Origin of the sequence: Clostridium sp. UBA4548, from assembly GCF_002387895.1 — a bacterium.
GTDB lineage: Bacteria > Bacillota > Clostridia > Clostridiales > Clostridiaceae > Clostridium_J.
The window spans coordinates 87,600-111,841 of record NZ_DGLI01000001.1 but is presented as its reverse complement, the minus strand read 5'-3'; the positions used below and the strand labels follow the sequence as shown (position 1 = coordinate 111,841).

At 29.2% G+C, this 24,242-nt stretch carries 31 protein-coding genes; 18 read left to right on the top strand and 13 right to left on the bottom strand.

Annotated features, from left to right (window positions below):
• Window positions 1–113 precede the first annotated feature (113 nt).
• From B3040_RS00630 to B3040_RS00605, 6 genes are all read right to left on the bottom strand, one after another.
• The gene (locus tag B3040_RS00630) at window positions 114–551 is read right to left on the bottom strand and encodes a DUF3955 domain-containing protein (RefSeq protein ID WP_291569333.1); all 438 of its coding nucleotides are present in this window, start codon (window positions 549–551) and stop codon (window positions 114–116) included.
• Entirely contained in the window at window positions 548–1,024 is a 477-nt protein-coding gene (locus B3040_RS00625; protein ID WP_291569430.1) for an RNA polymerase sigma factor, read from the bottom strand. Before B3040_RS00625 ends, B3040_RS00630 begins: the two co-directional genes overlap by 4 nt.
• A 338-nt stretch (window positions 1,025–1,362) precedes the next feature.
• Complete coding sequence (locus B3040_RS00620; protein ID WP_291569332.1) at window positions 1,363–1,908, bottom strand: GNAT family N-acetyltransferase; 546 nt, start codon at window positions 1,906–1,908, stop codon at window positions 1,363–1,365.
• 471 nt (window positions 1,909–2,379) lie between these two features.
• On the bottom strand, window positions 2,380–2,871 hold the full coding sequence (locus B3040_RS00615; RefSeq protein WP_291569331.1) for an HIT family protein: 492 nt from the start codon (window positions 2,869–2,871) through the stop codon (window positions 2,380–2,382).
• Window positions 2,861–3,409 (bottom strand): NUDIX hydrolase, encoded by a 549-nt coding sequence (locus B3040_RS00610; RefSeq protein WP_291569330.1) that lies wholly within the window; start codon window positions 3,407–3,409, stop codon window positions 2,861–2,863. Before B3040_RS00610 ends, B3040_RS00615 begins: the two co-directional genes overlap by 11 nt.
• 216 nt (window positions 3,410–3,625) lie before the next feature.
• Window positions 3,626–4,060 carry an OsmC family protein gene (locus B3040_RS00605; protein WP_291569329.1) on the bottom strand — a complete coding sequence of 145 codons (435 nt, stop codon included), beginning with the start codon at window positions 4,058–4,060 and terminating at the stop codon, window positions 3,626–3,628.
• A 268-nt stretch (window positions 4,061–4,328) separates the two neighbouring features.
• Between B3040_RS00605 and B3040_RS00600 the strand changes: the two genes are divergently transcribed.
• The 4 genes from B3040_RS00600 to B3040_RS00585 all read left to right on the top strand — a co-directional run bounded on the left by B3040_RS00600 (window position 4,329) and on the right by B3040_RS00585 (window position 7,315).
• Window positions 4,329–5,102, top strand: coding sequence for a hypothetical protein (locus B3040_RS00600; protein WP_291569328.1), 774 nt, complete (start codon window positions 4,329–4,331; stop codon window positions 5,100–5,102).
• Window positions 5,103–5,483: 381 nt separating this feature from the next.
• Entirely contained in the window at window positions 5,484–5,849 is a 366-nt protein-coding gene (locus B3040_RS00595; RefSeq protein WP_291569327.1) for a DUF4180 domain-containing protein, read from the top strand.
• Between the two features lie 99 nt (window positions 5,850–5,948).
• Window positions 5,949–6,191, top strand: coding sequence for a hypothetical protein (locus B3040_RS00590; protein WP_291569326.1), 243 nt, complete (start codon window positions 5,949–5,951; stop codon window positions 6,189–6,191).
• Between the two features lie 251 nt (window positions 6,192–6,442).
• The gene (locus B3040_RS00585) at window positions 6,443–7,315 is read left to right on the top strand and encodes a YitT family protein (protein ID WP_291569325.1); all 873 of its coding nucleotides are present in this window, start codon (window positions 6,443–6,445) and stop codon (window positions 7,313–7,315) included.
• A gap of 158 nt (window positions 7,316–7,473) precedes the next feature.
• Here the strand turns inward: B3040_RS00585 and B3040_RS00580 are convergent, their stop codons facing one another.
• Together B3040_RS00580 and B3040_RS00575 are read right to left on the bottom strand one after the other, a co-directional pair.
• Window positions 7,474–7,707 (bottom strand): DUF2249 domain-containing protein, encoded by a 234-nt coding sequence (locus B3040_RS00580; protein ID WP_291569324.1) that lies wholly within the window; start codon window positions 7,705–7,707, stop codon window positions 7,474–7,476.
• Window positions 7,708–7,907: 200 nt separating this feature from the next.
• Window positions 7,908–8,663 carry a DUF438 domain-containing protein gene (locus tag B3040_RS00575; RefSeq protein WP_291569323.1) on the bottom strand — a complete coding sequence of 252 codons (756 nt, stop codon included), beginning with the start codon at window positions 8,661–8,663 and terminating at the stop codon, window positions 7,908–7,910.
• Window positions 8,664–8,984: 321 nt separating this feature from the next.
• Between B3040_RS00575 and B3040_RS00570 the strand changes: the two genes are divergently transcribed.
• From B3040_RS00570 to catA, 7 genes are all read left to right on the top strand, one after another.
• Window positions 8,985–9,245 (top strand): hypothetical protein, encoded by a 261-nt coding sequence (locus B3040_RS00570; RefSeq protein WP_291569322.1) that lies wholly within the window; start codon window positions 8,985–8,987, stop codon window positions 9,243–9,245.
• Between the two features lie 545 nt (window positions 9,246–9,790).
• Window positions 9,791–10,411: a hypothetical protein gene (locus B3040_RS00565; protein ID WP_291569321.1), complete on the top strand. Its 621-nt coding sequence runs from the start codon at window positions 9,791–9,793 to the stop codon at window positions 10,409–10,411.
• A gap of 2 nt (window positions 10,412–10,413) precedes the next feature.
• Window positions 10,414–10,620, top strand: a complete 207-nt coding sequence (locus B3040_RS00560) for a hypothetical protein (protein WP_291569320.1) — start codon at window positions 10,414–10,416, stop codon at window positions 10,618–10,620.
• A 275-nt stretch (window positions 10,621–10,895) separates the two neighbouring features.
• A complete protein-coding gene (locus B3040_RS00555; protein ID WP_291569319.1) occupies window positions 10,896–11,018 on the top strand; it encodes a hypothetical protein in 123 nt (40 codons plus the stop codon).
• 43 nt (window positions 11,019–11,061) lie between these two features.
• Window positions 11,062–11,289 (top strand): hypothetical protein, encoded by a 228-nt coding sequence (locus tag B3040_RS00550; RefSeq protein ID WP_291569318.1) that lies wholly within the window; start codon window positions 11,062–11,064, stop codon window positions 11,287–11,289.
• Window positions 11,282–11,434 (top strand): hypothetical protein, encoded by a 153-nt coding sequence (locus B3040_RS00545; RefSeq protein WP_291569317.1) that lies wholly within the window; start codon window positions 11,282–11,284, stop codon window positions 11,432–11,434. Before B3040_RS00550 ends, B3040_RS00545 begins: the two co-directional genes overlap by 8 nt.
• A 605-nt stretch (window positions 11,435–12,039) precedes the next feature.
• Window positions 12,040–12,699 (top strand): type A chloramphenicol O-acetyltransferase, encoded by a 660-nt coding sequence (gene catA / locus B3040_RS00540; protein WP_291569316.1) that lies wholly within the window; start codon window positions 12,040–12,042, stop codon window positions 12,697–12,699.
• A gap of 163 nt (window positions 12,700–12,862) precedes the next feature.
• Here the strand turns inward: catA and B3040_RS00535 are convergent, their stop codons facing one another.
• On the bottom strand, window positions 12,863–13,726 hold the full coding sequence (locus B3040_RS00535; protein ID WP_291569315.1) for an NmrA family NAD(P)-binding protein: 864 nt from the start codon (window positions 13,724–13,726) through the stop codon (window positions 12,863–12,865).
• Between the two features lie 2 nt (window positions 13,727–13,728).
• Window positions 13,729–14,160, bottom strand: a complete 432-nt coding sequence (locus tag B3040_RS00530) for a MarR family transcriptional regulator (RefSeq protein WP_291569314.1) — start codon at window positions 14,158–14,160, stop codon at window positions 13,729–13,731.
• A 295-nt stretch (window positions 14,161–14,455) separates the two neighbouring features.
• On the opposite strand from B3040_RS00530, the gene B3040_RS00525 reads away from it, so the two are divergent.
• From B3040_RS00525 to B3040_RS00515, 3 genes are all read left to right on the top strand, one after another.
• Window positions 14,456–14,731 carry a hypothetical protein gene (locus B3040_RS00525; RefSeq protein ID WP_291569313.1) on the top strand — a complete coding sequence of 92 codons (276 nt, stop codon included), beginning with the start codon at window positions 14,456–14,458 and terminating at the stop codon, window positions 14,729–14,731.
• A gap of 289 nt (window positions 14,732–15,020) precedes the next feature.
• On the top strand, window positions 15,021–15,566 hold the full coding sequence (locus B3040_RS00520; protein ID WP_291569312.1) for an RNA polymerase sigma factor: 546 nt from the start codon (window positions 15,021–15,023) through the stop codon (window positions 15,564–15,566).
• Window position 15,567: 1 nt separating this feature from the next.
• Complete coding sequence (locus B3040_RS00515; protein WP_291569311.1) at window positions 15,568–16,761, top strand: DUF4179 domain-containing protein; 1,194 nt, start codon at window positions 15,568–15,570, stop codon at window positions 16,759–16,761.
• An 85-nt stretch (window positions 16,762–16,846) separates the two neighbouring features.
• On the opposite strand, the gene B3040_RS00510 is transcribed toward B3040_RS00515, so the two are convergent.
• On the bottom strand, window positions 16,847–17,014 hold the full coding sequence (locus B3040_RS00510; protein ID WP_291569310.1) for a DUF2922 domain-containing protein: 168 nt from the start codon (window positions 17,012–17,014) through the stop codon (window positions 16,847–16,849).
• 95 nt (window positions 17,015–17,109) lie between these two features.
• The gene (locus B3040_RS00505; protein WP_291569309.1) at window positions 17,110–18,630 is read right to left on the bottom strand and encodes a diguanylate cyclase; all 1,521 of its coding nucleotides are present in this window, start codon (window positions 18,628–18,630) and stop codon (window positions 17,110–17,112) included.
• A gap of 347 nt (window positions 18,631–18,977) precedes the next feature.
• On the opposite strand from B3040_RS00505, the gene B3040_RS00500 reads away from it, so the two are divergent.
• The 3 genes from B3040_RS00500 to B3040_RS00490 all read left to right on the top strand — a co-directional run bounded on the left by B3040_RS00500 (window position 18,978) and on the right by B3040_RS00490 (window position 21,475).
• Window positions 18,978–20,003 (top strand): FUSC family protein, encoded by a 1,026-nt coding sequence (locus B3040_RS00500; RefSeq protein WP_291569308.1) that lies wholly within the window; start codon window positions 18,978–18,980, stop codon window positions 20,001–20,003.
• A gap of 645 nt (window positions 20,004–20,648) precedes the next feature.
• Complete coding sequence (locus B3040_RS00495; RefSeq protein ID WP_017414347.1) at window positions 20,649–20,882, top strand: hypothetical protein; 234 nt, start codon at window positions 20,649–20,651, stop codon at window positions 20,880–20,882.
• Window positions 20,883–21,229: 347 nt separating this feature from the next.
• Window positions 21,230–21,475: a hypothetical protein gene (locus tag B3040_RS00490; protein ID WP_291569307.1), complete on the top strand. Its 246-nt coding sequence runs from the start codon at window positions 21,230–21,232 to the stop codon at window positions 21,473–21,475.
• Between the two features lie 202 nt (window positions 21,476–21,677).
• Here B3040_RS00490 and B3040_RS00485 read toward each other — a convergent pair whose 3' ends face one another.
• Window positions 21,678–23,009, bottom strand: coding sequence for an MATE family efflux transporter (locus tag B3040_RS00485; RefSeq protein WP_291569306.1), 1,332 nt, complete (start codon window positions 23,007–23,009; stop codon window positions 21,678–21,680).
• 192 nt (window positions 23,010–23,201) lie between these two features.
• Here B3040_RS00485 and B3040_RS00480 point away from each other — a divergent pair, with 192 nt between their 5' ends.
• Window positions 23,202–24,074 carry a LysR family transcriptional regulator gene (locus B3040_RS00480; protein WP_291569305.1) on the top strand — a complete coding sequence of 291 codons (873 nt, stop codon included), beginning with the start codon at window positions 23,202–23,204 and terminating at the stop codon, window positions 24,072–24,074.
• The last annotated feature ends 168 nt before the right edge of the window (window positions 24,075–24,242 follow it).

Below are 24,242 nucleotides of genomic sequence, written 5' to 3'. Positions count from 1 at the left end.
TGTTTATATGAAATCCAAAAACCTATGCTATAATTTTGATTTAGCATAGGTTTTGCATATAATTCATTACATAAGAACGCTATATGGTAATTATAAATACAGGATATATTGTTTTACTTAGTGTGAATCTTGTGCTTCTTTGAAATTACAAAGTTCCATATCGATGAAATAATAAACATGAGAAGAAATATATATCCAATAGGTATTAATGCGAAGGGTTCAACTAATGTACCATCTGGTAAAACTTCTGAACCGATAATATTAAAGGAAACAAAACAAACTATAGCTGCCAATGCTGACACCAACATGGAACCTTTTGCAAATGATGACCTCTTATCCTTTTCCCATTTTGTTGAAATATTCTTCATTAATTTTACCTCCACATCTGAAATAGTTGGATTCTCTAAATTTATTTTAAGCTTTTCAAATTCATCCACGCATTGTGGACATTCAGCTAAATGTTCTTCTATCAAGGAAGAGCTTTCTTTACTGCAAACTTTATCGTAATACAATGGTAATAAATCTTTAATGACCTCACATGATAACTTCATATCAACCTCTCCTTTAATTTTGTTCTTGCACGATGATAAGTGACTCTTGCCCAGCTCTCTGTTTTCCCAAATAATTCAGCTATTTTTAAAAATGATAAATCTCCAAGAAAACGCAAAGTAAACACTTCTTTATATGGTTCTTCTAAATTATGGATTAATTTATGAATTTCAAATGCACTTTCATCGCCAATAAATATTTTTTCAAGATCAGTATCAAAAACCTGATCTAAATCCTCAACACTTTCACAACTACCTTTTTCTTTCTTTAAATATGAAAAATATGAGTTTTTAGCAATTTGACAAAGCCAAACACTAATTTTACAATCCCCCTTGAAACTATCAAAGCTTTTTAACGCTTTGAAAAATGTTTCTTGAGTTATTTCTTCTGCAATACTTTCATTTTTTGAAAGACACAATACATATCTATATACATCCTTAAAATATCTGGAGTATATTTCTTCAAATTCCGTCACAATTTCACCGCCTTTCATATATAAGACTATCATAATAGCATTTTGTTACAACCTTTAATAAAAATATTCAAAGATTTTTTTATGGGCAGTTTTTGAACTAAAATATAAAAAATACTGTAAAATTCACTTCTGAATAATACAGTATTTCAATAAAGTATTTCATTTTTAATTGTAGTCTTTAAATAAGAAATTATATTTCCATTAGTGGCTTACTCCCAAAGGCTATCTTTAGTTTTTCTGCTACTAATAAAACTCCGTCTAAATTACTTTATGTTCTAAGTTTTCAAATCATAATTAACCCTTCAGCCAAACACTTTCCTCAGTGAGGTAAGTAATTTCTAAAGTGTCCTACTTAATATTTCTCCAGGTAATCCATCCATTTCACATACCTTTTCTGAAGTAAATCCATTGTTAATTAAGATTTTTCTAGAAGCAGTATTATTAGGATCAATAATTGCAGTAATCTTATTAATTTGAGTTTCATATTTTGCTTTATCAATTAACAATCTAGCAATTTCGCCACCGATTCCCTTACCCCAGTAAGTAGGCAATAACATATATCCAATTTCCGCTTCAGTAGAACTCTCTTCTTTAACTCTTAGCAAAGCAGAACCAATAAAATTATTAGTTGAGGTTTCAATTACTTTAAAATTACCAAAGGATTTATGCAATTCATTATTTTTCAAAAGCAAATTATAATTTTTCATTGCTTCATCCAAAGGAATCCCTCTTTCTGTAATCATAGACATCACATTTTCATCACTAACCAATTTATAATATTCATCAAAATCTACTGATGTAAATTTTTCTATATAGATTCTTCTTTCTATTTTAGGAACAGATTCTGGATTATATCTCACTACTATATTTTCTTTATTATTCATATAAATTGTCTCCTCTAAAATTATTATTTTATTATTAAATGATAAAAAATGGAACACTTATCCCGTGTTCAGTAAATTTTAGAAAAAAACAGCAGTAGAATACCCTATGCCTAATGCAAGACTATAAAGTGATCTTTTCTTCATAAGATATTCCTCCTTTAAATTAATTATATGAACTAATTCAACATAACATCTATATTAATTGTTGTCAAATTATTGAGATTATAATTTTTCAATAGAAAAAATTATAGGTTTATTTTTTATAGAAATTGGGCAATGGATAGTTCATCTTTTGAGGGTAAACTATCAGTTCACTGACGGACTGTACAATAGACATGTAACTCCCTTACTTGTTCAAGATTATCAGCACTTACCTTTTTAATTTCCATAATTATATTTCTCCAAATAACATTAATTTAAAATTTATAACATTGACCTAATTCCTACTGCTACTACAGTATTATTTAATTTTCAAAGAAGATTATTACTAAAAGCCACCTTTAGTTTTTCTGTTACTAATAGAACTTCTTCTAAATTACTTTCTGTTTTAAGATTTTCCTTAGTGTAGCTCATTATTTCCCTTATGTTACTTAAAGAGTTGCCAAACTTCTCATTCATCCATTGATACCTAGGTAATAGCCATAAATGCAAGTGACCTGATCGCTCTTCCTGAATAATGGTAATCTCATTAATATCACATACCTTCTTCATTGCAACCCTTGCTTTGTAAACTAGCTGAAAAAATTCTGTAGATTCCTCTAAGGTTAGCTCCTCAATAGATCTTATATGTTTTTTAGCTGCAACAATTAAAAATCCACTAAGGGGAACATCTGGATCTTGGTGAAGAACAAAGTTTTTAGTATCATATATTATTCCCCCTGGAGGTAACATATCCCCATTACCAACGGAACAGCCCATACATTGATCTGGCCACTGATTATTCATAAAATCTTTAAACCCCATTTTCATCCTCCATAATACCTGAAAGTGTAATTAGTATCCCTGTTAAGGTTAACCCACAGTTTATTTTATTTTCCCTTATCATCTTTTTAATTTCACTAATTTTTACCCATTTACGCTCTTTAACTTCATTTTTATCAAATTCCTCAATGAAGCTTATGGCTTTACACCTTACTAAGTTAACTACAGCATCAGACATCCCATTCGAAGGGTTATATGTATATATTAGCTTAGGCTCTGTTACCTTATAGCCTGTTTCTTCTAGAACTTCTCTTTTAGCAGCTTCTTCTGGTGTTTCTCCTTTTTCAATTCCTCCTGCTGGTATCTCCCATTCTATTGAATTAGTAGTATATCTATAGGACTGAATTAATAGAATTTCATCATTAGCATTTTCTATTACGACTCCAACTGATTCACTTTCAAAGTGTAAATAATGATGTTTTTCAATTAATCTTCCATCAGGAAACATAACCTTATCAACGTATAAATTCACCCATGGATTTTCATAAATAACAGTTCTGGCTAACCTTTTAGGTAGCATATTTTCATCCCCAATCTAAAACTTCTTATTTAGTTCGGTCACTAATTAATAGCAATTGAACCTTATTACACCATAAAACATATGTAAGAACATATATTTAGATCTATTTTCTTAAAATGCTGATTAAAGAAAATCAAATGATTTCCCTTAAAAATCACTATATCTTTACCATTGTCATAAAATATAGCTTAAATTTAGGTGATAATCTTTATAAATTTATATAGTTTCTGTTTTTTCGCTGCCTGTGATTCTATACTCACTGCTTAGGTCAACATTGTTTTTTACCATGTTCCAAACAGGACACATGGATTCTTCCATTAGTTTTATAGTCTCTTCAATCTCACTTGCCTGTAAATCCTTTGATGCAAGCTCAAATACTAAATGTATACTTTTAAAATATGATGGAGGAGTTGTCCTTCTTTCACCAGAAGCAACTACTTTTAATTCAGCTATTTCCTTGTGCATTCTCCTAAGCAATAAAGCCAAGGTCATTCCACTGCAGGTTGCCAGACTCATAAGGAATACCTCAAGGGGAGTATACCCATCTCCATCTATAGAATCAATAATTATTTCATGATTATCACGTGACACCCCAGAAAATTTCACTTTATCATTTATCATATCTGCTGTTACCGTTAAATTATTGCTCACAATAAACCCTCCTAAGCTTTTATTTAAACTATTTAAGAAAAGTTGATGATTTACTACTATTTTACATCATATATTGATGAATATATATGAAAAATATTTTTAAATACCTTCATGACTTTGCCATTTTTACAACGGAAAATAACACATCATAAATAAACAATGTTTTTATTTACAACAGTATATTCCACTATTTGGTGAATTTACTGCTGTGAATTGTGTCTGTTATACTATTTATATGGTAAAAGAAGAGAGTTTGGAGGAACGAATTTTGGGAAATAAAAGTGAAAGAAGAGAAGCATCAGATTATTTTTATATGTTTACTACTTTTTTATTAATTAATGCTGTGGTACATTTTTTTTCTTTAACTGGACATAGTTCCGAGATAATAACACTTGTAGTAAATATTTCTCTTAATTGCAGGTTACTGGCGTTAGCCATTACTATTGTTTTGTTATTTAAGCTAAAAGCTTATAGCCTAAATGAGGTAGAGAAGAGCTCTATTTTAAAAAAAGGAAACCTGCTTTTTATAATTAATTTACTATTATTATTTTATGCTCTTGTAATTACTAGAAAAACAGGGTCATCCCTAACTAGTACTTCTGCATTTAATATGTTATTTTTTTCTGTTTCAATGACTGTAGCTTGGGTAACGGACAAGCTGTTAAATACTAATAGGCAAACTGCTTGGCAAAAAGTAGTAGGTAATTATGAGGAAAATGAAGATAAGCGTAACTTTCTTTGGAGGTTTAAACTAGATTTTACTCATTTAGATAAGAGTATTTCAAGGAAGGATTTACTTGAAGCTTATTCAAACTGGTGTCTTTTGTATCTGGTGTTTTTTGTTATTGGACTTATTTCCTTTACTAAAGGCTTTAGATATTATAATTTAATATCACTTACATTTTTAATCTTGATTTTTGCAAGACCTTTATTATTTATATTAGACTTAATATTTAATCTTTCTGCTTCCCTTGAAGGGGAGTGTATAGGCTTTTATACTCATAGTAAAAAAATAGTTCAAGATATACATATACTTATATAGTAACAAACTATAAACGCAAAATAGAAGTAAGATTTACTACAGAGGAAGAGCAGTTTTTTCAGGAGGGAGAGTTAGTTAAAATATACTATACTCTACTTTCAAGAAGAATATTAAAGTCTCATAAAATAAGTTATTTAGAAGACAATTAGAAATGGATTCATATAAAAAATCTTCTAATCAGTGGATTTTTTACTGGTTAGATGAATCTAAGTAGGTAATTAGAGCTTCAAGGGAAAAATCAACTACTTTTCAGTATGAAAACTATAGCTTAAAATATATGTGTTTGAACATATTGGAGTTATGGCTATAATTAGTATATAATAGTAGGAATACTTGTTTTATATTATAAAGTAAAATTATTTATGAGAATGGAGGATTATTATGAAGATAAATATAGTTAAAGAAAAAAATGTTGAGATTGCAGTTATAAATAGTAATGAGAAAGTGATAACAGATGTTCAATCAGCTTTGGATTTTATTATGACAGCAACTTATGATACTGGCTGCAATCGCGTAATTTTAAATAAGTCAGCAGTATGCGAGGACTTTTTTAACTTAAGTACCAAGCTTGCGGGAGATATACTTCAAAAGTTTGTTAATTACAATGTGAAACTAGCTATTGTAGGAGATTTTTCAGCATATACAAGTAAGAGTTTAAGGGACTTTATTTATGAAAGCAATAAAGGAAGGCATATATTCTTTTTACCAAACGAAAACCAAGCAATTGAAAAATTAAGTTCCGTATAAGGTTCATAATAAATTATGTCCTTAAGCGACTAGGATTTTGTGGTCAGTGGTGTTGTGGAAAAACTTGTTTTAGGCTACAATTAAATACGGGTGAATGCTTTGGATAGAGTGATGTTAATTGGAGATTTAGATATAGTTTATAATTCAATAATTAGTATAGTGTTTAAGGAAAAAATCAACTTAGTTTATGTGGCTAAAAATTCCATAGAAGCCATTAGTAAATATGAAGAGTATTATCCAGATATTATTATTTATCAAACTTCAGTTGACAGTTCAAACTTGACTTCCACTATACAATTATTTAAGGAACAAAATAGCAGGGTTAGAATAATATTGTTGTAGCATTATTGAGTGTAGTAGAGCTAAAGCGCCACTCATAATGAGACTTTTCTTTTAAACATAAAAGTTTGTAGGGACTTTAAGATAGCTATTTTATTATAGTAATCTTAAGGTTTATACAGACTTTTTTTATTATAAGTTTTATTGGATTTTAATCATCACACTTTTTACCTACATTTAACCTAGATTTTTTTTAGAATATACATTGGTAAGCTATAATAGTTAATGTGATTATTTTAAAGAAGAAAGGTGTAATGATGAAGAATTTAGATTTAAAGAACAAAGTATTAGACTTTATTTTTGTTGCAATAGGTTGTATATTAGTGGCTTTCTCAATTACCTCAATACTAAAGCCTAATGGGCTAATTTCTGGTGGAATTACAGGTATATCCATTATTATGGAGGAAATCATTAAGATTAGCTATTCCTACATTTATTATTCCTTATCTATACTTGTATTAATAACAGCATATTTCACACTAGGCAAAGGTGAAGCTGTGAAGATTGCAACCCTATCTATTACCTTTCCAATGATTTTAATAGCATTTGAAAAAATGAATTTTGCCTTCATAGAAAATGATAGGATTTTAGCTTCAATATACTTTGGAATTACATGTGGCATAGGAACTGCTCTTATATTAAAAAGAGGATTTTCACAAGGTGGAAGTGATACTGTAGCAAAGATACTTCATAATAAGGTATTTCCTTTTATAAGTTTAAGTGAAATATTATTATGTATAGATGGCGTTATAATTATATCCTCTGCATTAATATATGATAAGGAAATTGCTCTATATGCTATTATATCTCAACTCATATTTATGAAAGTAGCAGATGTTGTGCTTTATGGTTTCAGCTCTAAGAAGGTAAAACTTGAAATTATAAGTGAAAATCATGAGGCCATTTCAAATTATATACTAAGGGATATAAAAAGAGGTATTAGCACTTATGAAATAAAGGGTGGTTATATGAATTTAGTAAGATTAAAAATTGTAACTATATGCTCACCTAGAGAATCAATGCTAATTAAAATGTTTATAGCAAATGAAGATCCTAACGCCTTTGTAAATGTACTTCCTGTTACTTCTGTTTGGGGGAAGGGCCTTGGATTTGAGAGCTTAGCCTAAAAAAGATTAAGTTAAAAATTTATTCACATTTTGGAAGGATAACTTAGAAGGGGAGAGGGAAGAATTGAAAATATGAAAAAGCTAAAGCTACAACATATAAAGCGTATCCTTTGTAAAGGACGCTATAATATTTAAGTTGAAGCTTTAGCTTTAATTTATTACATTTTACCTATAGAAACTCTCCAAACCTCAGGTCCTTGCTCTAGGTATTCCCAACTGAACTGACCATCTAGTTCAGCTAAAAATTGATAGTGTAGTGGTCTTGGGTCATGATCATTTATAAGTTCCATAAATTCACCTTTTTTTAAGTCGAAAAAGGTTTGAAAAATAACAGAATGTTTATCTTTTGGTTCATATTTTCTTGCATCTACTTGTGCAGCAAATTGTGACATAGTTAACATCTCCTTATATTTTTGTCCTAGGACTGAAGGCAGCTCTAGGCAGTGTTTTTTATAACTTATTATAGGCTTTCTTAGTAAAACTTTAATTTGTTTATTTCTAAAAGCCTTAAGGAAACCAAGATAGAAGGATGAATAAGTTTGGATTAATTTTGGCTTCCTAGATATTAACATTTAAATCCTTAGCTTAATGCTTACATTTCTGGAGTGAAGGGGCAGTAGCCAATAACAGCACACTTTTCCTTCATTTCCTTCCAGATTTCTTTTTCGTTTATTGCATCTACAGCTGTAGGATATAAAATATAATTTTCTTTATAAATGTGATCTCTTAACTGGAACACAAGGTACTTTGAGGTTTCATCAATTAGTGATTTACATAGAGCAAAATCTAGTGAAGGAGCTAATTCAGAGGTTTCTCTAAGAACCTTTTTTCTTGCTCTAAGATCTTCATGTTCCATTCTCATTATTCTAGTTGGGCCAGTAATATTTCTTTTTTCAAGTTCAGGGAATAGCACATCTTCCTCTCTTTGATGATGCTTTTCTGCCTCTAAAATATTGTTTGCAAGGACAGCCATTTCCTTAAATAACTCTGGTCCTTCCTCATAGCTATTTAATTTTTGAATTAAAAAGTTTAAAGCCTCCACTTCAGTTAAAAATTCCTTTATCTTCTCATGCTCCACAATTAGGGTATCTAGCATATGACCAGGTTGAATTTTCTTTCTAAGCTTCACTAGCTCATCACTTAAAACCTCCATGTGAATATCACACAAATGTCTTAAATCCTCTGGATGCATTCCTTCTTCAATTAATCTTTGCTCTGCAATGGATAACTCTATAGGATCTATATTAGCAACAATATCAAGAGCTTCTTTTCTACTCTCCTCAGTAACTCCTTCAGTATTTAACTTTTTAAGTACTTGAGTTAGTTTTTCAATACGTTTTTCATTCATAATAATACCTCCTCACAACCATAATATTTATCTAAAAAATTCTATTTTGTAATTTATAAAGCCTCAGCCAGTAAGGCTATTGAACTAAATTTTGAACTTGACTATGTATTAATTGTACAAAGAATTTTAGAACTTGAATGTGATTGAAATCAAATTACAAAATAATTTATAAAAAACATTATGGAATTTTTATAGCATTAAATAAAAAAAAGGGAGCACTAGAATACTTAGGTGTTTTCTAAGAAAAGGTTTTAATGTATAAAATACAATTTACAAAGTAGTTGACATGATCACATTAAGAGAATATAAAGATGTTAAAGAATGGTTAGAAACTTCCCAGGTTTAAAAGTTGTTTCACGAGATAGGCCTATTACTTATAGCAATGCAATAGCTTATGCACAACCTAATGCCTTTCAAGTAAGTGATCGATTTCATTTGTTGATGCTGTGTCTATTTGAAATAATACTAAAAGTTGATGTTAAAATTAATGCAACTTCTAGTATAAGAGAAGAAAAAAACAAGAAACTCACACTAAAAGAGAAGTCTAAAAAAGAATGCTCTTTTGAAGGAAGGTTATTCTAAAACCAAAGTGTTACTAAATATATAAATAATATTGTTGCTTTATATGACAAAATATGGTATTTTATTTATAAAATACATGTATTTTACAATTAATCATATAACAGGAATTAATTTAAAAATCTATTGATTAAAGTGGGGGCAAGCACTTTTAGTGAAAAAATATACTCTAGGTTTTAGAATATTCTGATTAATACCATAAACCTATAGTAATGAATTTATTATTCCTATAAAAAAATAAATGTATTATTGGATACAGTTTCAAACTATTTCATAAGCAAACTTAGAGTTTAAATAATTCAAAGTAAAAGAGAGTGAGTCCATATGCTTTTATTTACCATATAAGCTAGTTACAGTGTGAGAGGATAATAACAAATCATGGGTTTGATTAAACTTAATCCTTTGAGTATAATTTCTGCGCTTTGTTGCTAACCCCCCCTAATCTATATGAAGAGTAAATTTTATTCTTTAGGAGTTATTTTTACCTTAGAAAGTTTATCTAGCATCTACATCTTGTTAAAAAATAAAAAGAAAAAGGAGGGTTAACCATGAAAATGAAGAAAATGATAAGTTCTTTGTCTATTGTTCTAAGTATTACTTTAACAGGAGCGTTGCTTCCTACTAGATTAGCAAATGCCGCTAGCTTAGCTTATGCTATGAACCCTTCTATTTCAACAAATAAGGTGCTCACTCGAGAAGAGAATTCTAAAGTTAAGTCAGAAATTGATGTGTTAAATAAATTTCATGTGGATACATCAAAAATTGGAAGAGTTAATGTGACGGAAAATGGTAACGAGTATATATTAAAATATAAGAATGCTGATGAAAAAGTAATTATAAAAAACAGTGATACTGAAAATACGACCATTATTGTTACTTCTGACAAACTAAGAAATGAACTTTCTTTTGCGAAGGACGGTAGTATTACACTTGATGGTTTTAAAGTTCAAGTATCTCAAGTAGAGAAAACGGATACGAATTTAGTTGCTAATCCAATGGGAATAATTTATAAAAGTGTGAAGTCTCTTTATCCATATGGTAGTTTAACATCTAGTGATTATAATACTTATGTGGGTTCAGGAACACAGAATATTAATTTAGGGAAGGCTGTAAGCGCTGTTTCGCTTACTGCTTTATGTACCTTAATCGGTGGCATTAATCCTTTTTAGGAATGGCGGCATCGTTGCTATCTATAGCTGCTGGCGTTAAAGACGTTGTTATGGCAGCAAATCCTACAACCCAGTATTTAGGATGTAGATGGGAAACTTGGAGATGTGGATCTGATGATTATGAATACTGGACTAAATTTTATTCCAATGTACAATGTACAGGATCGTATAGTTTACAAAAAAGCTATGAACACTTCACAATTTATTAAAAGGGTTGATGGTATTATAGTGAACCAAAGTATATAATAAAAAGGTAAAGGCATCGGTAACTCAGAATAAGGTAATTGTCCAAAAATTCATAAAGAACTAGGTAAACCGTTGTCCTACCTGAATTGTAAATAATTTTTTAAAATAAGCGGTCAAAAGATGTAAAATGAACGCTATCAAAGATTAAATATAATTGAGGATTAAATGAAAGTTTAGATAAAAAGAAAGTGTGTCTGAGAGGATCAAGTTTTCAAAGTAAAATCATTTTTTGAATGAAATGAACCATAAAAATAAAAAGTTTATTATGGATAATGATTTATCTGATGAAGTTAATAATAAGTTTAATTTAAACACAGATTTAATGGAGTTGAAAGTAATAAGATTAACAAAGCGTCAGTAGATTTATATGAAACTAATCTATTATTAGAAAATGGAGGTTTATTATGAATATATATAAAAAATTATCAATATTTTCTACTATACTAGCAATTATATTATCTAATCTAATGAGTGCGCGTGTAGCCATTGAGTATTGCAACAATATAAAATATAAAAGTTTCAGTGCTTCTGCAAGTGCTTCATTTTTAGTTGCTATTCCATATATTATAATGATTTTATTTACTCTAATGAACTCCTATATATTATGGAGAAAAAAGCAAAAAAATGAATGATTTCATCCATAAAGAACCAGATGCACTTTTACAATTCAAATCACTAAAGAGTAGAGTTGCAAATGTAGGTAAAGTTACAATTTGTAACCTTTTAAAAAAAGAGACACCAATTACTAAGGAAGATGATGTTACAGAAGTTAGTTAACATGATATCATCAAAAGAACATAAAGATGTTAAAGAATTTTTTAGATTATAAATAAATTTATATAAAAAGCAGACATTTCAATAGCTTGAAGCGTCTGCTTTTTTGATTGTTCATTTTAAAAGATGAAAATGGTTTTTATTTGATATCTATTAATATAAAAAAATAAATAAGATTACTATTAATTAAAATAGTAATCTTATTTATTAAGCAACTTCTCAATATTAGAAGGTTTTTCTTTAATTTCTCTAATTGATGTGTTAATCCATCCTATATAAAGCATTAATATTATAAAAATAATTAACTTCCCCATAGACATAAGGAATTCCCCCTTTATATAAAAGTCATTTAGTTACCATAAAATAGAATTGTTCTTTAACTCATAAGAAAAGTTTAGCATATTCAATATATAATTATATAGTTTTTACATACTCTCAGGTTGGCTTTTTTTATAGATTATATTTTAGGTGAAGGTTGGCAATTGATACAATATAGTAGATATGCTATAATACAAACCAAATATATAAGTTTGGAGGTCGTAAAGTGATTATCTCAATTAAGATAGCCTGCTAAAATAAATCAACGAAATTTTTAGGAGGCTAAAATTATGAAATTTAATTTAATAGATACTGAACATTGGGATAGAAAACCATATTTTGAACACTATTTCAATTCTGTTAAATGCACTTATAGCATGACAGCAAATATAGAAATAACAAATTTACTGAATCACATTAGACTAAAAAAACTTAAACTGTACCCAACACTTATTTATATCATTGCAACTGTGGTAAATAACCATGAGGAATTCCGCATCTGTTTTGATGAAAATAATAATTTAGGATACTGGGATAGTATGAGTCCAAATTACACTATCTTTCATGAGGATAATAAAACATTTTCAAGTATATGGACAGAGTATGAAGAAAGTTTTTCAGGTTTTTATAATAAATATCTTGAGGATATTAAAACCTATGGGCACATTATGAGTTTTGAACCGAAGCTCAATGAATCAGCCAATACATTCCCTATATCTTGCATACCTTGGGTGAGTTTTACTGGCTTTAATCTTAATATAAAGGATGATGGAACCTATTTAACTCCTATATTTACCCTTGGTAAATATTTTGAACAAAATAATAAGACATTTATTCCTATATCCATTCAGGTTCACCATGCAGTTTGTGATGGATATCATACCAGTAGGTTTATTAATGAGGTACAGGAATTAGCGTCAAGTTTTCAAATCTGGTCAACAGTGAAATAAATTAATTATAATATTTTTATAAAGTAAAATTAGGGAAGTCAAATGACTTCCCTTAAAAATTAATATGTAAATAATTAAAATAGCAATCTATTTATTAAGTAACTTTTCAATATTAGATAGTTTTTCTTTAATTCCTCTAAAAACAATTATATAGTATGAAATATTAATCTTCCCAAGCTGAAATATTTTTCCTAACAAACTGCCTAAATGTTTGAGGTTTTTTCCCCATTACCTCTTCAAAAACACTAGTAACCTTTTTAGCTGTGCCCAATCTTGTCATCATATACAACATATTCATTACCTTTGAATATTCTTCATCAAGACCTCTAACTTTAGTCCAGTATTTTAATGCAAAGCTTGGCTTAGGATTAGAGTAGGTAATTTTTCTCCCTAGCTCTTCTGTCATTATTTTCTCAACTTCATAATAATCAATAGCTTCAGCTCCTGTAATTGAGTATGCTTTATTTTTATGACTTTTAGGATTAGAAAGTATTTTTGCAGTAATTTCTCCAATATCTTCTGCATCAATAAAGCTAGTTAAAGCACTTCCTACAGGAACAACAATCCTATTAAAATATTTAACTTCAAAAGCATGTATTCCACTAATATTCTGCATAAAAAAACTTGGTCGAATATGGCAATAGGGGAGACCTACCTCCTCAATATACTTTTCAATTTTATGATGTGGGGGCACAGGGTTATTCTCCACACCAATCAATGATAAAAAACTTACAAGTTCAATACTACCTTTTCTTTTTAACGCTTCTATAAAAGGTTTTAGATCTTGAGGTTTTCCAAGATGAGGCGGGCGCATAATAAAAACTCTATCTATATCTTCTAATGCCTCATTGAAGGTTGAAGGGTCAGTGAAATCAAAGTAAACACTCTTAACTTTAGAGCCAAATTTATTTTCTAAAGCTTCTTTATTGATATCTGCCACTACAATATCTTCATCAAGCGCAATAAGATATTTTGCAATATATCCTCCAACATTTCCAAGGGCTCCTGTAACCATAATTTTCCCCATAATTATTTTTTTCCTTCCATTAATATTTCATTGGCTTCTTCCATTAAATTAATAAACTTTATGTATTTCTTTTCACCCATACCTTTTAGAAGTAGTTCTATTAATCTAATATATTCTTCGTAGGTACTATTAACTAATTCAACGGCTTTTTCCTCTGGAGATATTATAAAACTTCTTCTATCCTCTTTAGATGGTATTTTTTTTATATAACCTTGTTTTAAAAGTGATTTTACCATGGTAGCTATCATTGGCTTACTAACTTTAAAAAAATCCGCTGCCATAACTGGAGTAATTTGATTTTCATTTTTCACAATTAGTATTAATAACCCCATCTCACCTGGTCTAACAGGAAGATTTCTTTTTGCATTAATATTTAATCTACAAAACATGGAGATAGCTTCAGCACCTTGGAACTTTAAATTTGATTTGTCCATAATTTTACCACCTTAATATAGTTAATCTGATTAATTATATTTTAGTTAATTAGATTAACTTTGTCAATAACGCTTAAGTATTTATTTACTAAGTGGGTGTTCACCATGAAGCTTTTCATGGTGAGGTTATGGGGAAATTTATTAGTGTATAGAAAAACATTCATATCAGTCCGTTGTTAGTTATAAATAGGTATTATAAAAAAAGAATTTCTCTGTAATTAAAGTTAATTTATGGTAAAATTGAACTATAGGGAATATGAAGGGTATAAGAATAATAAAGTAGGGGGTGTTAATTTTGGAGGCCAATAGGAAAATATACGCTATAATAGGTATTATATTTGCCATATTAACAATTATTTCAGTAGTGCTCTTCTTTGCAAATTATGCAAGTATTGATATAGTCATGTTATTTATGGGGTTTACTCAATTATTTAATGGTTTAAATCAAATTAAGATTGCAAAACAAACAAGTTCAGAAGGTATCAGCAAGGGAAGTAAGACTGTGGGAATATTATGTATAACTTTAGGTTTATTCATCATAATCGCTGATATTATTAAGTTGATTTTGTAACATCTATTCAAAGTTTATCCTTACATCTACTGGGCAAGTTAAAAAAATTTACACAGAAAATCCAGCCCAAAGATAAATCAATACTTATCAGTAAATTTATAGTAAATACAATGTTAGGGTGAACTTCCATTCAACCTAATATTTTTTTGTACTTTTCAACATTTTATTAAAACCTAGCCAAAATTATAAGCAGAAATATTCCATTAAAGTTTATGCAACTATTTTAGTTTTTATATGGTCTAATTATTGTACAAAGCATATACGTATATGAGTTTTTGGAGGATAATATATGGATTTATTAATCAAAAAAGCACAAAAGGGAGACGAGGAGGCCTTTATTGAAGTTATAAATCAATACATGCCACAGATGTATAAAGTAGCTAAAGCAAGACTTAAAAATGAAGCTGATATTGGAGATGTTATACAAGAGACAATTCTTGCTTGTTTTAAAAATATTAAAAAACTAAGAAATATCTGCTTTTTTAAAACTTGGCTAATTAAAATTCTAATTAATAACTGTAACAATGTAATGTCTAGCAACAAGGTTATTTATGTAGAGGATTTTCAAGTGGCTATTGATAGTAATACGGATTTAAGTACTGATGATATTGTTGAAGGTAAGTTGGATTTTGAAGAGGTTTTAAGTGTTTTGAGCCCAGAATATAAGCTAGTTATTGTACTTTATTATGTAAATGGGTTTAATACAAGGGAAATTAGTGAAATTCTTAATGAAAAAGAAGGTACCATTAAATCAAGGTTAAGCAGAGCAAGACAACAATTAAAGGTCCATTATGTCAAGCCAGAAAATCATGGTTTTAGTAAGGGAGGGTGTTAGAGTGAGTATTAGTTTTGATAATCAGCTGGATAGGATGTTTAATGAGGATATAAAAATACCTAAAAGTATTCTAGATAAAAAGGAAAATGCCTTTGCAGATATAAGAAATATAGCAAAGAAAAATAGGGCTGTAAAAAGGAGAAAAATCATTTCAGTAGTAGCTGCACTTTGCATAGTAGGTTCAACCTTTGCTGTACAAGACACCTTTGCAGCAATTGGAAATAAGACCATAGCAGCAGTTAAAAACTTATTTTTTAAAGATCAAGGAGTGCAGAAAGCCATAGACAATGGATTAGTTCAAGAGCTTGGTAGCACAAATACAGTAAAGGATCAAGGTATTGAAATTGGTGTAACAAATGTAACTTATGATAGCTCAAAATTAGCACTTTCCCTAAATATAAAATTTGATGATAAGACCCTATTAAATAATTTACAGGAAATAGAACTTGATATGAATTTAAAAGATAATAATGGTAGATATCTTTTAAAAAGTATTACTGAGGAGTTAAGTGAAGAAGAACAAATGACAGTGAAGATATTAAAAGCTGGATTTGATAGTAATAGGATAATAAATAAGGAATCAGGTGAAATTAAATATAATTTAGTTTTATACTCTATGGAGCCAATTTCAGGTATAGATAGTGTGAACTTGGATGTTAAAGCAGTAAGATTATTAACCTCTCTAGACAATAATCTTGAGGAGAGCGCCTTTTCAAAGGCTGAAAGTAAGCTAGAAGAATATGAAATATATAACTATAAACAGAGGAAGTTAAGATTGTACAATCTAATTGAAGGTAAGTGGCAAACAAGTATTACATTAGAAGAAAAACTTAAAGCCGGTAAGGAAATTACCTATGTACCTGAAGGAACCAATGGAGAAACAATAAAAATAATTAAAGCCGAGCTATTGCCTACTTGTATGTATGTAACCTTTGAGTTTAATTCTGATTTTAAAGGTGAAAATAGAAAGAAAATTATTAATAAAATAGATGAAGCTACAATATTTGATGATAGGGGGAATATTCATAACTCTACATTAAAAGGATATCTTACGGTTGGGGATAATGACCATCTATTAAAAGTAAAAAGTTTTGAAATTACATCCTTTGATTATGATGGAAACGTTAAAGTGCTACTAACTGATTTTAATGGTGAAAAGAAAGAAATAATATTGGTTAAAAAGCCAAATAAATAGTTAATTATCAGAGGCTATTTCCAAGTGGTTATGAAACTCCCTTTGGAAATAGCCTCTTTATTTTTACTTATGAAATTGGGTGCTACTACACAGCAAGTTTAGTAGTTTGTCTTTGAGTGAGCTGTGCTCCACACTTTGAAACTAAAGAACCACTTTTAGTTAAGATCACATCCTTTGCTATGATGGTATCCATAAGAGCAGAAGCTTCTTCCTGAGAAGTTTTTAAAGAAAAAAGAAAAAATATCTGCCTCAATTATAGTTTGCAAAATATCCTATTAGTGTTTTTCATTGTTACTACCCAAAACATAGTTATAGTAATTTATATTAAATAATGAACTTGTTCATTGTTTAAAGAATTATATTAGATTTATTCCTGCCTTGAACTTTTGAATCGTAGAGTGCATCATCTGCTCGTTTTAAAACTTCAGTATATTCCTTATCACTTTTTTTAAAGTAAGAAAATCCTATGGAAACGGACGGAGATATAATATCATCACCAATAGGTATTTTAACATTACTCACTTCAAGCAATATTTTTTCACTTAAGATAAGAGCATTTTCTTCACGCAAACCATGAAAGATGCCGATAAATTCGTCTCCACCCCAGCGAATCAACTTATCTGAATCTCTAGTTATATGGTTAATTGCATGAACTACTTCCTTCAATACAATATCACCTGTATGGTGACCATAAGTGTCATTTATTGTTTTAAATTTGTCTATATCCAATATCATTATGCCAGGATTTGTATTATTAATTTTAAAACTCTTAAAGGACTTTATCAGTTCATTTGTACCAAATTTACGGCTATAAGCTTTAGTGAGAACATCTTGATTAATTTCGGATTCAAGTTGTTTTTTTGTGTGTTTGTAGTTGAATCTTTCTGTTGAAATAAGTAATGAAAAAGAGATAAGTAAAAGTGACAGTAGGGTTAGAATCATCATTAATGATAAGTTAGATAACATAGCTTTGCTTTTTTCATTTGTTATGTAAGTATATTCCTTGATATCATCTAAGTATACTCCCATGGAAATAACCCAGTTGAAGCCCTTGTATAACTTTGAATAAGCTAACTTTTCAGATACTTTATTGCTATCTAGCTCTTTAAAATAGTAATTGTAATATAACTCTCCATTTTCATTTACGCCTTCAAGTTCTTTAAGGTAAGGCAAGTTACCTTTTATATCTTTCATATCTGTTGAAAGATACATACCTTCAGTATCAGGAAGGTTAGGGTGAACCCGCCTTATTGCAAAATTAGCACCACCTTGGTAATTTAAGATTTCATTAACCCAAATATAGGAGTTATCACTAAACTTAGAATTCCTAATTTTATTAGTAATAAATTCTTTTACAGCTTCATCTATATATCTTTTACTCACTCCAAAAACTACCTCTAAGTTGCCATGAGTTATGGTTTTGTTAACAAGTAATTCAGATTCTAGTATTTCTAATGTGTCAGTAATACTTTTTACTTCTAAATCATCAGTTTTATAAAGTACCTCATGAGTTTTATTGTTCCATAGAAAAACTGTCCAGTAATTTCGTGCTGTATAACTTTTAAAGTCACTAACTAAAAAGTTTGTAAACTCAGCCTCAGATAAATCATTTTTAGAAGCAAAGGTAAATAGCTTTTCATCTGCAGTCTTTTTGCATTGATCTATTGAGATATTTCGTGCACTTTCTATTTCAATTATTATATTATTAACAGTATCTTTAATAAAGTTCTTTTTCAAATCAATGATTGCATTTTCTGTTTGAAGACTATATATGCTACTTATTTTCTTGTGTGAATAAGAAAAATAGCAGCCTATTATTAAGCAAGCAATTGCTATTATAGTGAGAGTTAACTTATAACTGTATTTCACAATATCCCCACCTTATGATTAATTAAATTATATAAGTACATTTTGAAAAAAATTCGTGCAAAACTTCCAGCCAAGTAACAACATATATAAATTCAAATTACGAATATAAGTTTTAAAATAAAGCTCAACTGGTAATATGATTATTTATTAACGAAGTATAAATATATTATATTAAACCATTCAACAAAATGCGACAAAAATTATCAATTTTTTTAAAAGAGTTTGATAATTACGGCTTCTACCTTATCATTGATTAAATATTACAATCACATTTTAAAAATAAACTTGTAATTAAATTATCTTTGTGATAATATTTTTCGTTGTTTATGGAAAGGTGGAAATTCAGGATGAAAAAATTTACATCAAAGACAACTATATTTATTTCAGTTTTAGTATTTGTGAAAATTTTTGAAAACATATTCGGTATAAGAAATAGCCAAGTTGGTATTACTGTAATGATAGCTGCATTGGTATTTATGCAAGAAGATTTAACAGACAAACCAGTTAAAAATTTAGTGAGGCTAATTTTAGCAAACTTAGTTTTAGGGGTATTTGCACATATAGCAAATTATAATCTTTGGTTAGGCTTACTATTAAATTTTGTTACATTGTCCGCAATAGGATATTTATTAAGTTATAATTTGAACAAAGTTATGATAATACCTTTTGCATTACAATATTTGTTTATGCTTTATAATCCAGTTAGTGATTTGGATTTTAGTAAAAGATTATTAGGATTAGGCATAGGTGCAATCCATATTATGGCTCTACAATTTATTATTTATAGAAAAAATAGCGCTGTAAAAGTTGAAGAAAGTAAAATCCTTGAAGTTGATGATAATGAGAAAGCCTATAGGCATTTAAGGGTATTTGGAAGGACATATAAAATACATACTGTAAGAGCTGCCTATGCCATTAGAGTTGGATTTACAACAGCAATAACAGCCTTTGTAGTAGCTCTTTTAAATATCCACCAAGGAAGATGGATAGTATATACAATATTTTCATTAACAGAATTATACTCTGAAAATTGTATTATGAAATCAAAACAGAGGTTACAAGGAACATTAGCTGGTGTGCTAATTATATTAGTACTATTTATGTTTATCAAGAATAATACTGTAAGAGGGTTAATGGTTTTAGTTGGAGGATATCTAGATGGCTATACCACTAATTATAGAGATAAAGTTTTATGTATCACAATGTCAGTAGTAGCATCAACTTCATTAATAAATGGTACCCTTACAACTGCTATTGAAAGAATATTATATGTTTTTATAGGAATTATCTTGGCCTTAATAGTAGACAAGTTGGTTCTTACAAAAAAGCTAGAAGATTTTAAGCAAGGGGATGTAATTCTCCCATCCCCTTAGGTGGAAAGTAGTTCGTAATATAAAAGGCACTATGAGTGTAAGGAATATAGCAGATGGAATTTTTCAACTTAAGGAGTCCACTTGTAGGATTTATCTACAAAGTTTGTTAATAAAAATGTCTTATGGAATCTCCAAAAGAGTTCAGAGTTAAAGTCGAACTCTTTTTTAGTTTATCACTTATTCACATGAAAAATATTAAAGAATAACACAGCTTTCAGTGAAAAATGGTAGGTTGATTTTGCATGAAATCTCTGAAATCGGCATGAAAACTATATCCGCTTATCTTTTTATAAAACTTCAATAAAAAAATTACGATGTATGGTTATAAAGATTTCAATAAAAAAAGCTTTAAAGCTATCTCTTTATAAAGATTTCATGAAATCTTGAAAATGAGATATATACTCCCTTAAATTTCAAAAGTTGTCTGATAAATACTTAGCTAAGAACTATGGTAAGGTATTAAAAGAGTCACCAATTGTTGAAGTTACAATAGAGAACATCAAACCATATATATTTATTGAGAAATAAATACAATGGAGCTGTTAGAATGAGTAAGGATAAGATTTTAGTAGCAACAGATTCAACTGTAACCTTTTATTAAGAGTTTAATAGTATATAATGTGAGTAACTTATGAGGTGATATTAATGTTTGAAGAGTACATGCCACAACAAACTTGCACTAAATTACCTGGAACTGTAATTGAAATTAATATTCCAGCAGGAGCTACAATTAATGTTGGTAATTTATTAGAGTTAACGTCCCCAAGTGGAATATGCCTAAATGTAAGAATTCCACTACTGGCAGGAAGCATCAACTTAGGGGGCATTGTTGATAGCCTAAAAAAAGCAGGGGTAACAGTTGAGGCTGTAAACCAGTAGTTATAGGCTACTTAGGCGACAACTTATTTTACTTATGTTCAAAAGCCTTAAAGAGCCAAGGCAAGTTTGTGACTAAGTTAATTTGTAACTTAGTTCAATTATAATTTCACCAAGCAGGTCATGGATAAAAACTATTCATGACCTGTTTTACACTTTAAAGTCTATTATTTATAGCTCTACCTTTGTAGTTTTAAATTACTTTAAATGAGACCATCAGAGAATTTAAGGTTAAGTAATAATATCAAAATCCTTCCTCACATAATGTTAAATATTACTATAACTAACCTGTAACCCTTGTCCACTTATTTGAATAGTACATAGTACAGAGCAAATGTGAGGTGATTATAATGTTTGAAGACTATACAAACAATAATAGCAACTATCCACACAATAACTGTCCTCAATTACCAGGGACTATATTAAGAATAAATATTCCAGCTGGAACTACAATAAATTTATTAAATTTATTAGAATTAACATCACCTGGTGGAATATGTTTAATAATAAGAATACCACTACTTGGTAACAATGGTAACCTTGATTTAACTGGTATAGTAAACAGTATCAGACAAGCTGGTGGAACAGTACAATAGGTTAAAAATAAATAAGTAACTGCATAGAAGGACTACCCAGAATTTATAATTTTGGAGTAATCCTTTTTAGTTTCATTAGTGAATATTTGATTTATGGATTTTGAAAAGACTTTAGAACATCAAGGTAGGTTACATGTAAAGTTAAGTCTTAAATTTGGTTTTATAGCTATAAGGTTTTTCACCAAATTAGATAAAGGTTAGTTTATAAGAGTTCATGTTTGTTTCTTTTATAGATTATAAAACCTACTATATCAGCAAAGAACCAACCAAGGGGCACAGCCCACCATATGCCACGCTGACCTAACTGTGGAATACTTGAGAGAGTATAGGCTAAAATTACCCTGGTTCCTAAAGAGATTATAGTAAGAATTACAGAGGTATTTAAAGCTCCAATTCCTCTAAAAAACCCATAGAACATAAATAGAAAACCAATAAGTATATAAAATATAGCAATTATAGATAAGTATTCTACACCAAGGTTTATTACATTTACTTCATTAGCATTTACAAATATCTTCATTAGTTTTTTTGAGTTTACAAGAATTAGAGTAGAAAATATCAAACAAAATATTACAATTGTGCCAACGGCAGATCTTACGCCTTCATGTATTCTAGAGATATTTTTCGCACCTTTGTTTTGAGCAATATAAGTAGAAAAAGCATTTCCAAAGTCCTGAACAGGTAAGTATGCAATAGAATCTATTTTTCCAGCTATAGTAAAGGCTGCAATAGTATCAGCCCCAAAGGTATTTACAATTCCTTGTACACACACCATTCCAAAGGTCATTATAGATTGCTGTATAGAAGTTAGTAAGCTATACTTACCAATCATGAGAGCTATAGCCTTATCAAAAATTAAGTCTTTAGGAGTTATACGAATAATAGGTATTTTTACAATGGCATAAATTAGGCATAGTATTGAAGAAATACCTTGTGCAATTATTGTAGCTAGAGCAACGCCTGATATACCTAAATGAAAAATATTTACAAAGACTAAATCTAAGATAATATTTACAATAGTAGCTATGATGAGAAAATATAATGGAGTCTTTGAATCACCTATGGCTCTAAGTAAAGCTGAGGAGCCATTATAAAGGAAAACAAAGATAAGTCCTCCGAATATAATTCTCAAATAATCCTTTGAATCATTAAGTATGGAAACTGGAGTTTTTATAAGTAGCAGCATACTGTCTATATTTAGTGTTATTAAAACAGACAGAATAATTGTAAAAAGTCCTATAGATAAAAAGGAGATGAATATTGACTTTCTAAGATTTGAATAGTCCTTTTCTCCAAAAAAATGAGAATAAACCGTAGAAGCCCCCATACATAATCCAATGATCACAAAAGAAAAAAAGTTCATGAGCATAAAGGAAGAACCTACTGCAGCTAAGGCATCCTTTCCTATGAACTTTCCAACTACAACGGAATCTACAATGTTATATAGTTGTTGAAATAAGTTTCCAACTAAAAAGGGAAATGCAAACTTCAATATAATTTCTGTAGGATTTCCCTTTGTCATATCGGTAACCATAAATATCCCTCCAAAGAAAAATTAGGGCATAAAAAACACTTAATGGTGGTTTTATCCCATTAATATTATGCTAATGCAGCACCATGGAATGCTTTAGCTATAGCCCTATTGTAGTTTACCATGGATTTACATATAATAAAAATATTGATTTATTATAGAAAGTATATATTTTTTTATATAGGAGAAAAATTTATGGAAATAAAACAACTTTTATATTTTATAACATTAGTAAATGAAGGAAACATTACAGCAGCAGCCAAAAAGTTACATATAGCTCAGCCAGCACTTAGTAATCATCTAAAGGGCCTTGAAGAAGAAGTAGGAATAAAGTTATTTAATAGAGGTGCAAGAAATATAACACTTACTCAGGCGGGAGAAATCCTTTTTAATAAAGCAAATAATATCATTGAGTTAAAGAATTCAATAAAAAAGGAGTTAGAAGATACTAAAATTGGAATAAAGGGAACCCTTAAGATTGGTATTATATCAGCTATAGAGGCTGATATGTTAGAAAAGTATTTTTTAAGGTTCCATAAAAAATATGAAAAAATCAAATATGAGATTTATGAAGGGATAACCCCAGAAATAATTAATCTTTTAAAGTCGGGTGTTATCGAAATTGGAATTGTAAGAACACCATTTGAAAGCACAGGGCTTAATACTATTTACATGAAAAGTGAACCAATGATAGCCGCATATAATACAGATTATGACTTAGATAGTCTACAAAATACTATTTCAATAAGGGAGTTAGAAAAAAAGCCTCTCATTATTTACCGCAGATTTAAAGATGTAGTGCTAACAGCTTTTCAAAGGGAAGAAATAAATCCAGATATACTGTGCATTAATGATGATTCTAGAACCTCTCTACTATGGGCAAATGCAGGTTTAGGTATTGCAATTGTTCCTATGTCCTCTAAAGGGCTTGTGATGGCAAACAACCTAAAATATAAAATTATTGATAATCAAGCTCTATTCACACAAAATGCAGTGATAACCCTTGCGGGAGGAGATTTATCTACAATTGCAAAGAACTTTTTAAAGGAAACCAATATATTAACCTAGGAAAAAAACTGTTAAAGCATTGATTAGCATAGAGGTATTTGTCAATAACTTCTGTTAGGTCCTTAAAAGTTTAAATTAATGATATAAAACCATTTACAATTTTAACTTAGCTCTTAAAATTGTTTATTATTTAATGGGGATTAAAAATTGATATAGTAAATGGAAAAT

Excerpts from the sequence above, each read along its gene's own strand:
- B3040_RS00630 (WP_291569333.1), bottom strand. The coding sequence starts at position 551 with ATGAAGTTATCATGTGAGGTCATTAAAGATTTATTACCATTGTATTAC.
- B3040_RS00620 (WP_291569332.1), bottom strand. The coding sequence starts at position 1,908 with ATGAATAATAAAGAAAATATAGTAGTGAGATATAATCCAGAATCTGTT.
- B3040_RS00615 (WP_291569331.1), bottom strand. The coding sequence starts at position 2,871 with ATGGGGTTTAAAGATTTTATGAATAATCAGTGGCCAGATCAATGTATG.
- B3040_RS00610 (WP_291569330.1), bottom strand. The coding sequence starts at position 3,409 with ATGCTACCTAAAAGGTTAGCCAGAACTGTTATTTATGAAAATCCATGG.
- B3040_RS00595 (WP_291569327.1), top strand. The coding sequence starts at position 5,484 with ATGAAGATAAATATAGTTAAAGAAAAAAATGTTGAGATTGCAGTTATA.
- B3040_RS00585 (WP_291569325.1), top strand. The coding sequence starts at position 6,443 with ATGATGAAGAATTTAGATTTAAAGAACAAAGTATTAGACTTTATTTTT.
- B3040_RS00580 (WP_291569324.1), bottom strand. The coding sequence starts at position 7,707 with ATGTCACAATTTGCTGCACAAGTAGATGCAAGAAAATATGAACCAAAA.
- B3040_RS00575 (WP_291569323.1), bottom strand. The coding sequence starts at position 8,663 with ATGAATGAAAAACGTATTGAAAAACTAACTCAAGTACTTAAAAAGTTA.
- B3040_RS00570 (WP_291569322.1), top strand. The coding sequence starts at position 8,985 with ATGGTTAGAAACTTCCCAGGTTTAAAAGTTGTTTCACGAGATAGGCCT.
- B3040_RS00565 (WP_291569321.1), top strand. The coding sequence starts at position 9,791 with ATGAAAATGAAGAAAATGATAAGTTCTTTGTCTATTGTTCTAAGTATT.
- B3040_RS00560 (WP_291569320.1), top strand. The coding sequence starts at position 10,414 with ATGGCGGCATCGTTGCTATCTATAGCTGCTGGCGTTAAAGACGTTGTT.
- B3040_RS00555 (WP_291569319.1), top strand. The coding sequence starts at position 10,896 with ATGAACCATAAAAATAAAAAGTTTATTATGGATAATGATTTATCTGAT.
- B3040_RS00550 (WP_291569318.1), top strand. The coding sequence starts at position 11,062 with ATGAATATATATAAAAAATTATCAATATTTTCTACTATACTAGCAATT.
- B3040_RS00545 (WP_291569317.1), top strand. The coding sequence starts at position 11,282 with ATGAATGATTTCATCCATAAAGAACCAGATGCACTTTTACAATTCAAA.
- catA (WP_291569316.1), top strand. The coding sequence starts at position 12,040 with ATGAAATTTAATTTAATAGATACTGAACATTGGGATAGAAAACCATAT.
- B3040_RS00535 (WP_291569315.1), bottom strand. The coding sequence starts at position 13,726 with ATGGGGAAAATTATGGTTACAGGAGCCCTTGGAAATGTTGGAGGATAT.
- B3040_RS00530 (WP_291569314.1), bottom strand. The coding sequence starts at position 14,160 with ATGGACAAATCAAATTTAAAGTTCCAAGGTGCTGAAGCTATCTCCATG.
- B3040_RS00520 (WP_291569312.1), top strand. The coding sequence starts at position 15,021 with ATGGATTTATTAATCAAAAAAGCACAAAAGGGAGACGAGGAGGCCTTT.
- B3040_RS00500 (WP_291569308.1), top strand. The coding sequence starts at position 18,978 with ATGAAAAAATTTACATCAAAGACAACTATATTTATTTCAGTTTTAGTA.
- B3040_RS00495 (WP_017414347.1), top strand. The coding sequence starts at position 20,649 with ATGTTTGAAGAGTACATGCCACAACAAACTTGCACTAAATTACCTGGA.
- B3040_RS00490 (WP_291569307.1), top strand. The coding sequence starts at position 21,230 with ATGTTTGAAGACTATACAAACAATAATAGCAACTATCCACACAATAAC.
- B3040_RS00485 (WP_291569306.1), bottom strand. The coding sequence starts at position 23,009 with ATGGTTACCGATATGACAAAGGGAAATCCTACAGAAATTATATTGAAG.
- B3040_RS00480 (WP_291569305.1), top strand. The coding sequence starts at position 23,202 with ATGGAAATAAAACAACTTTTATATTTTATAACATTAGTAAATGAAGGA.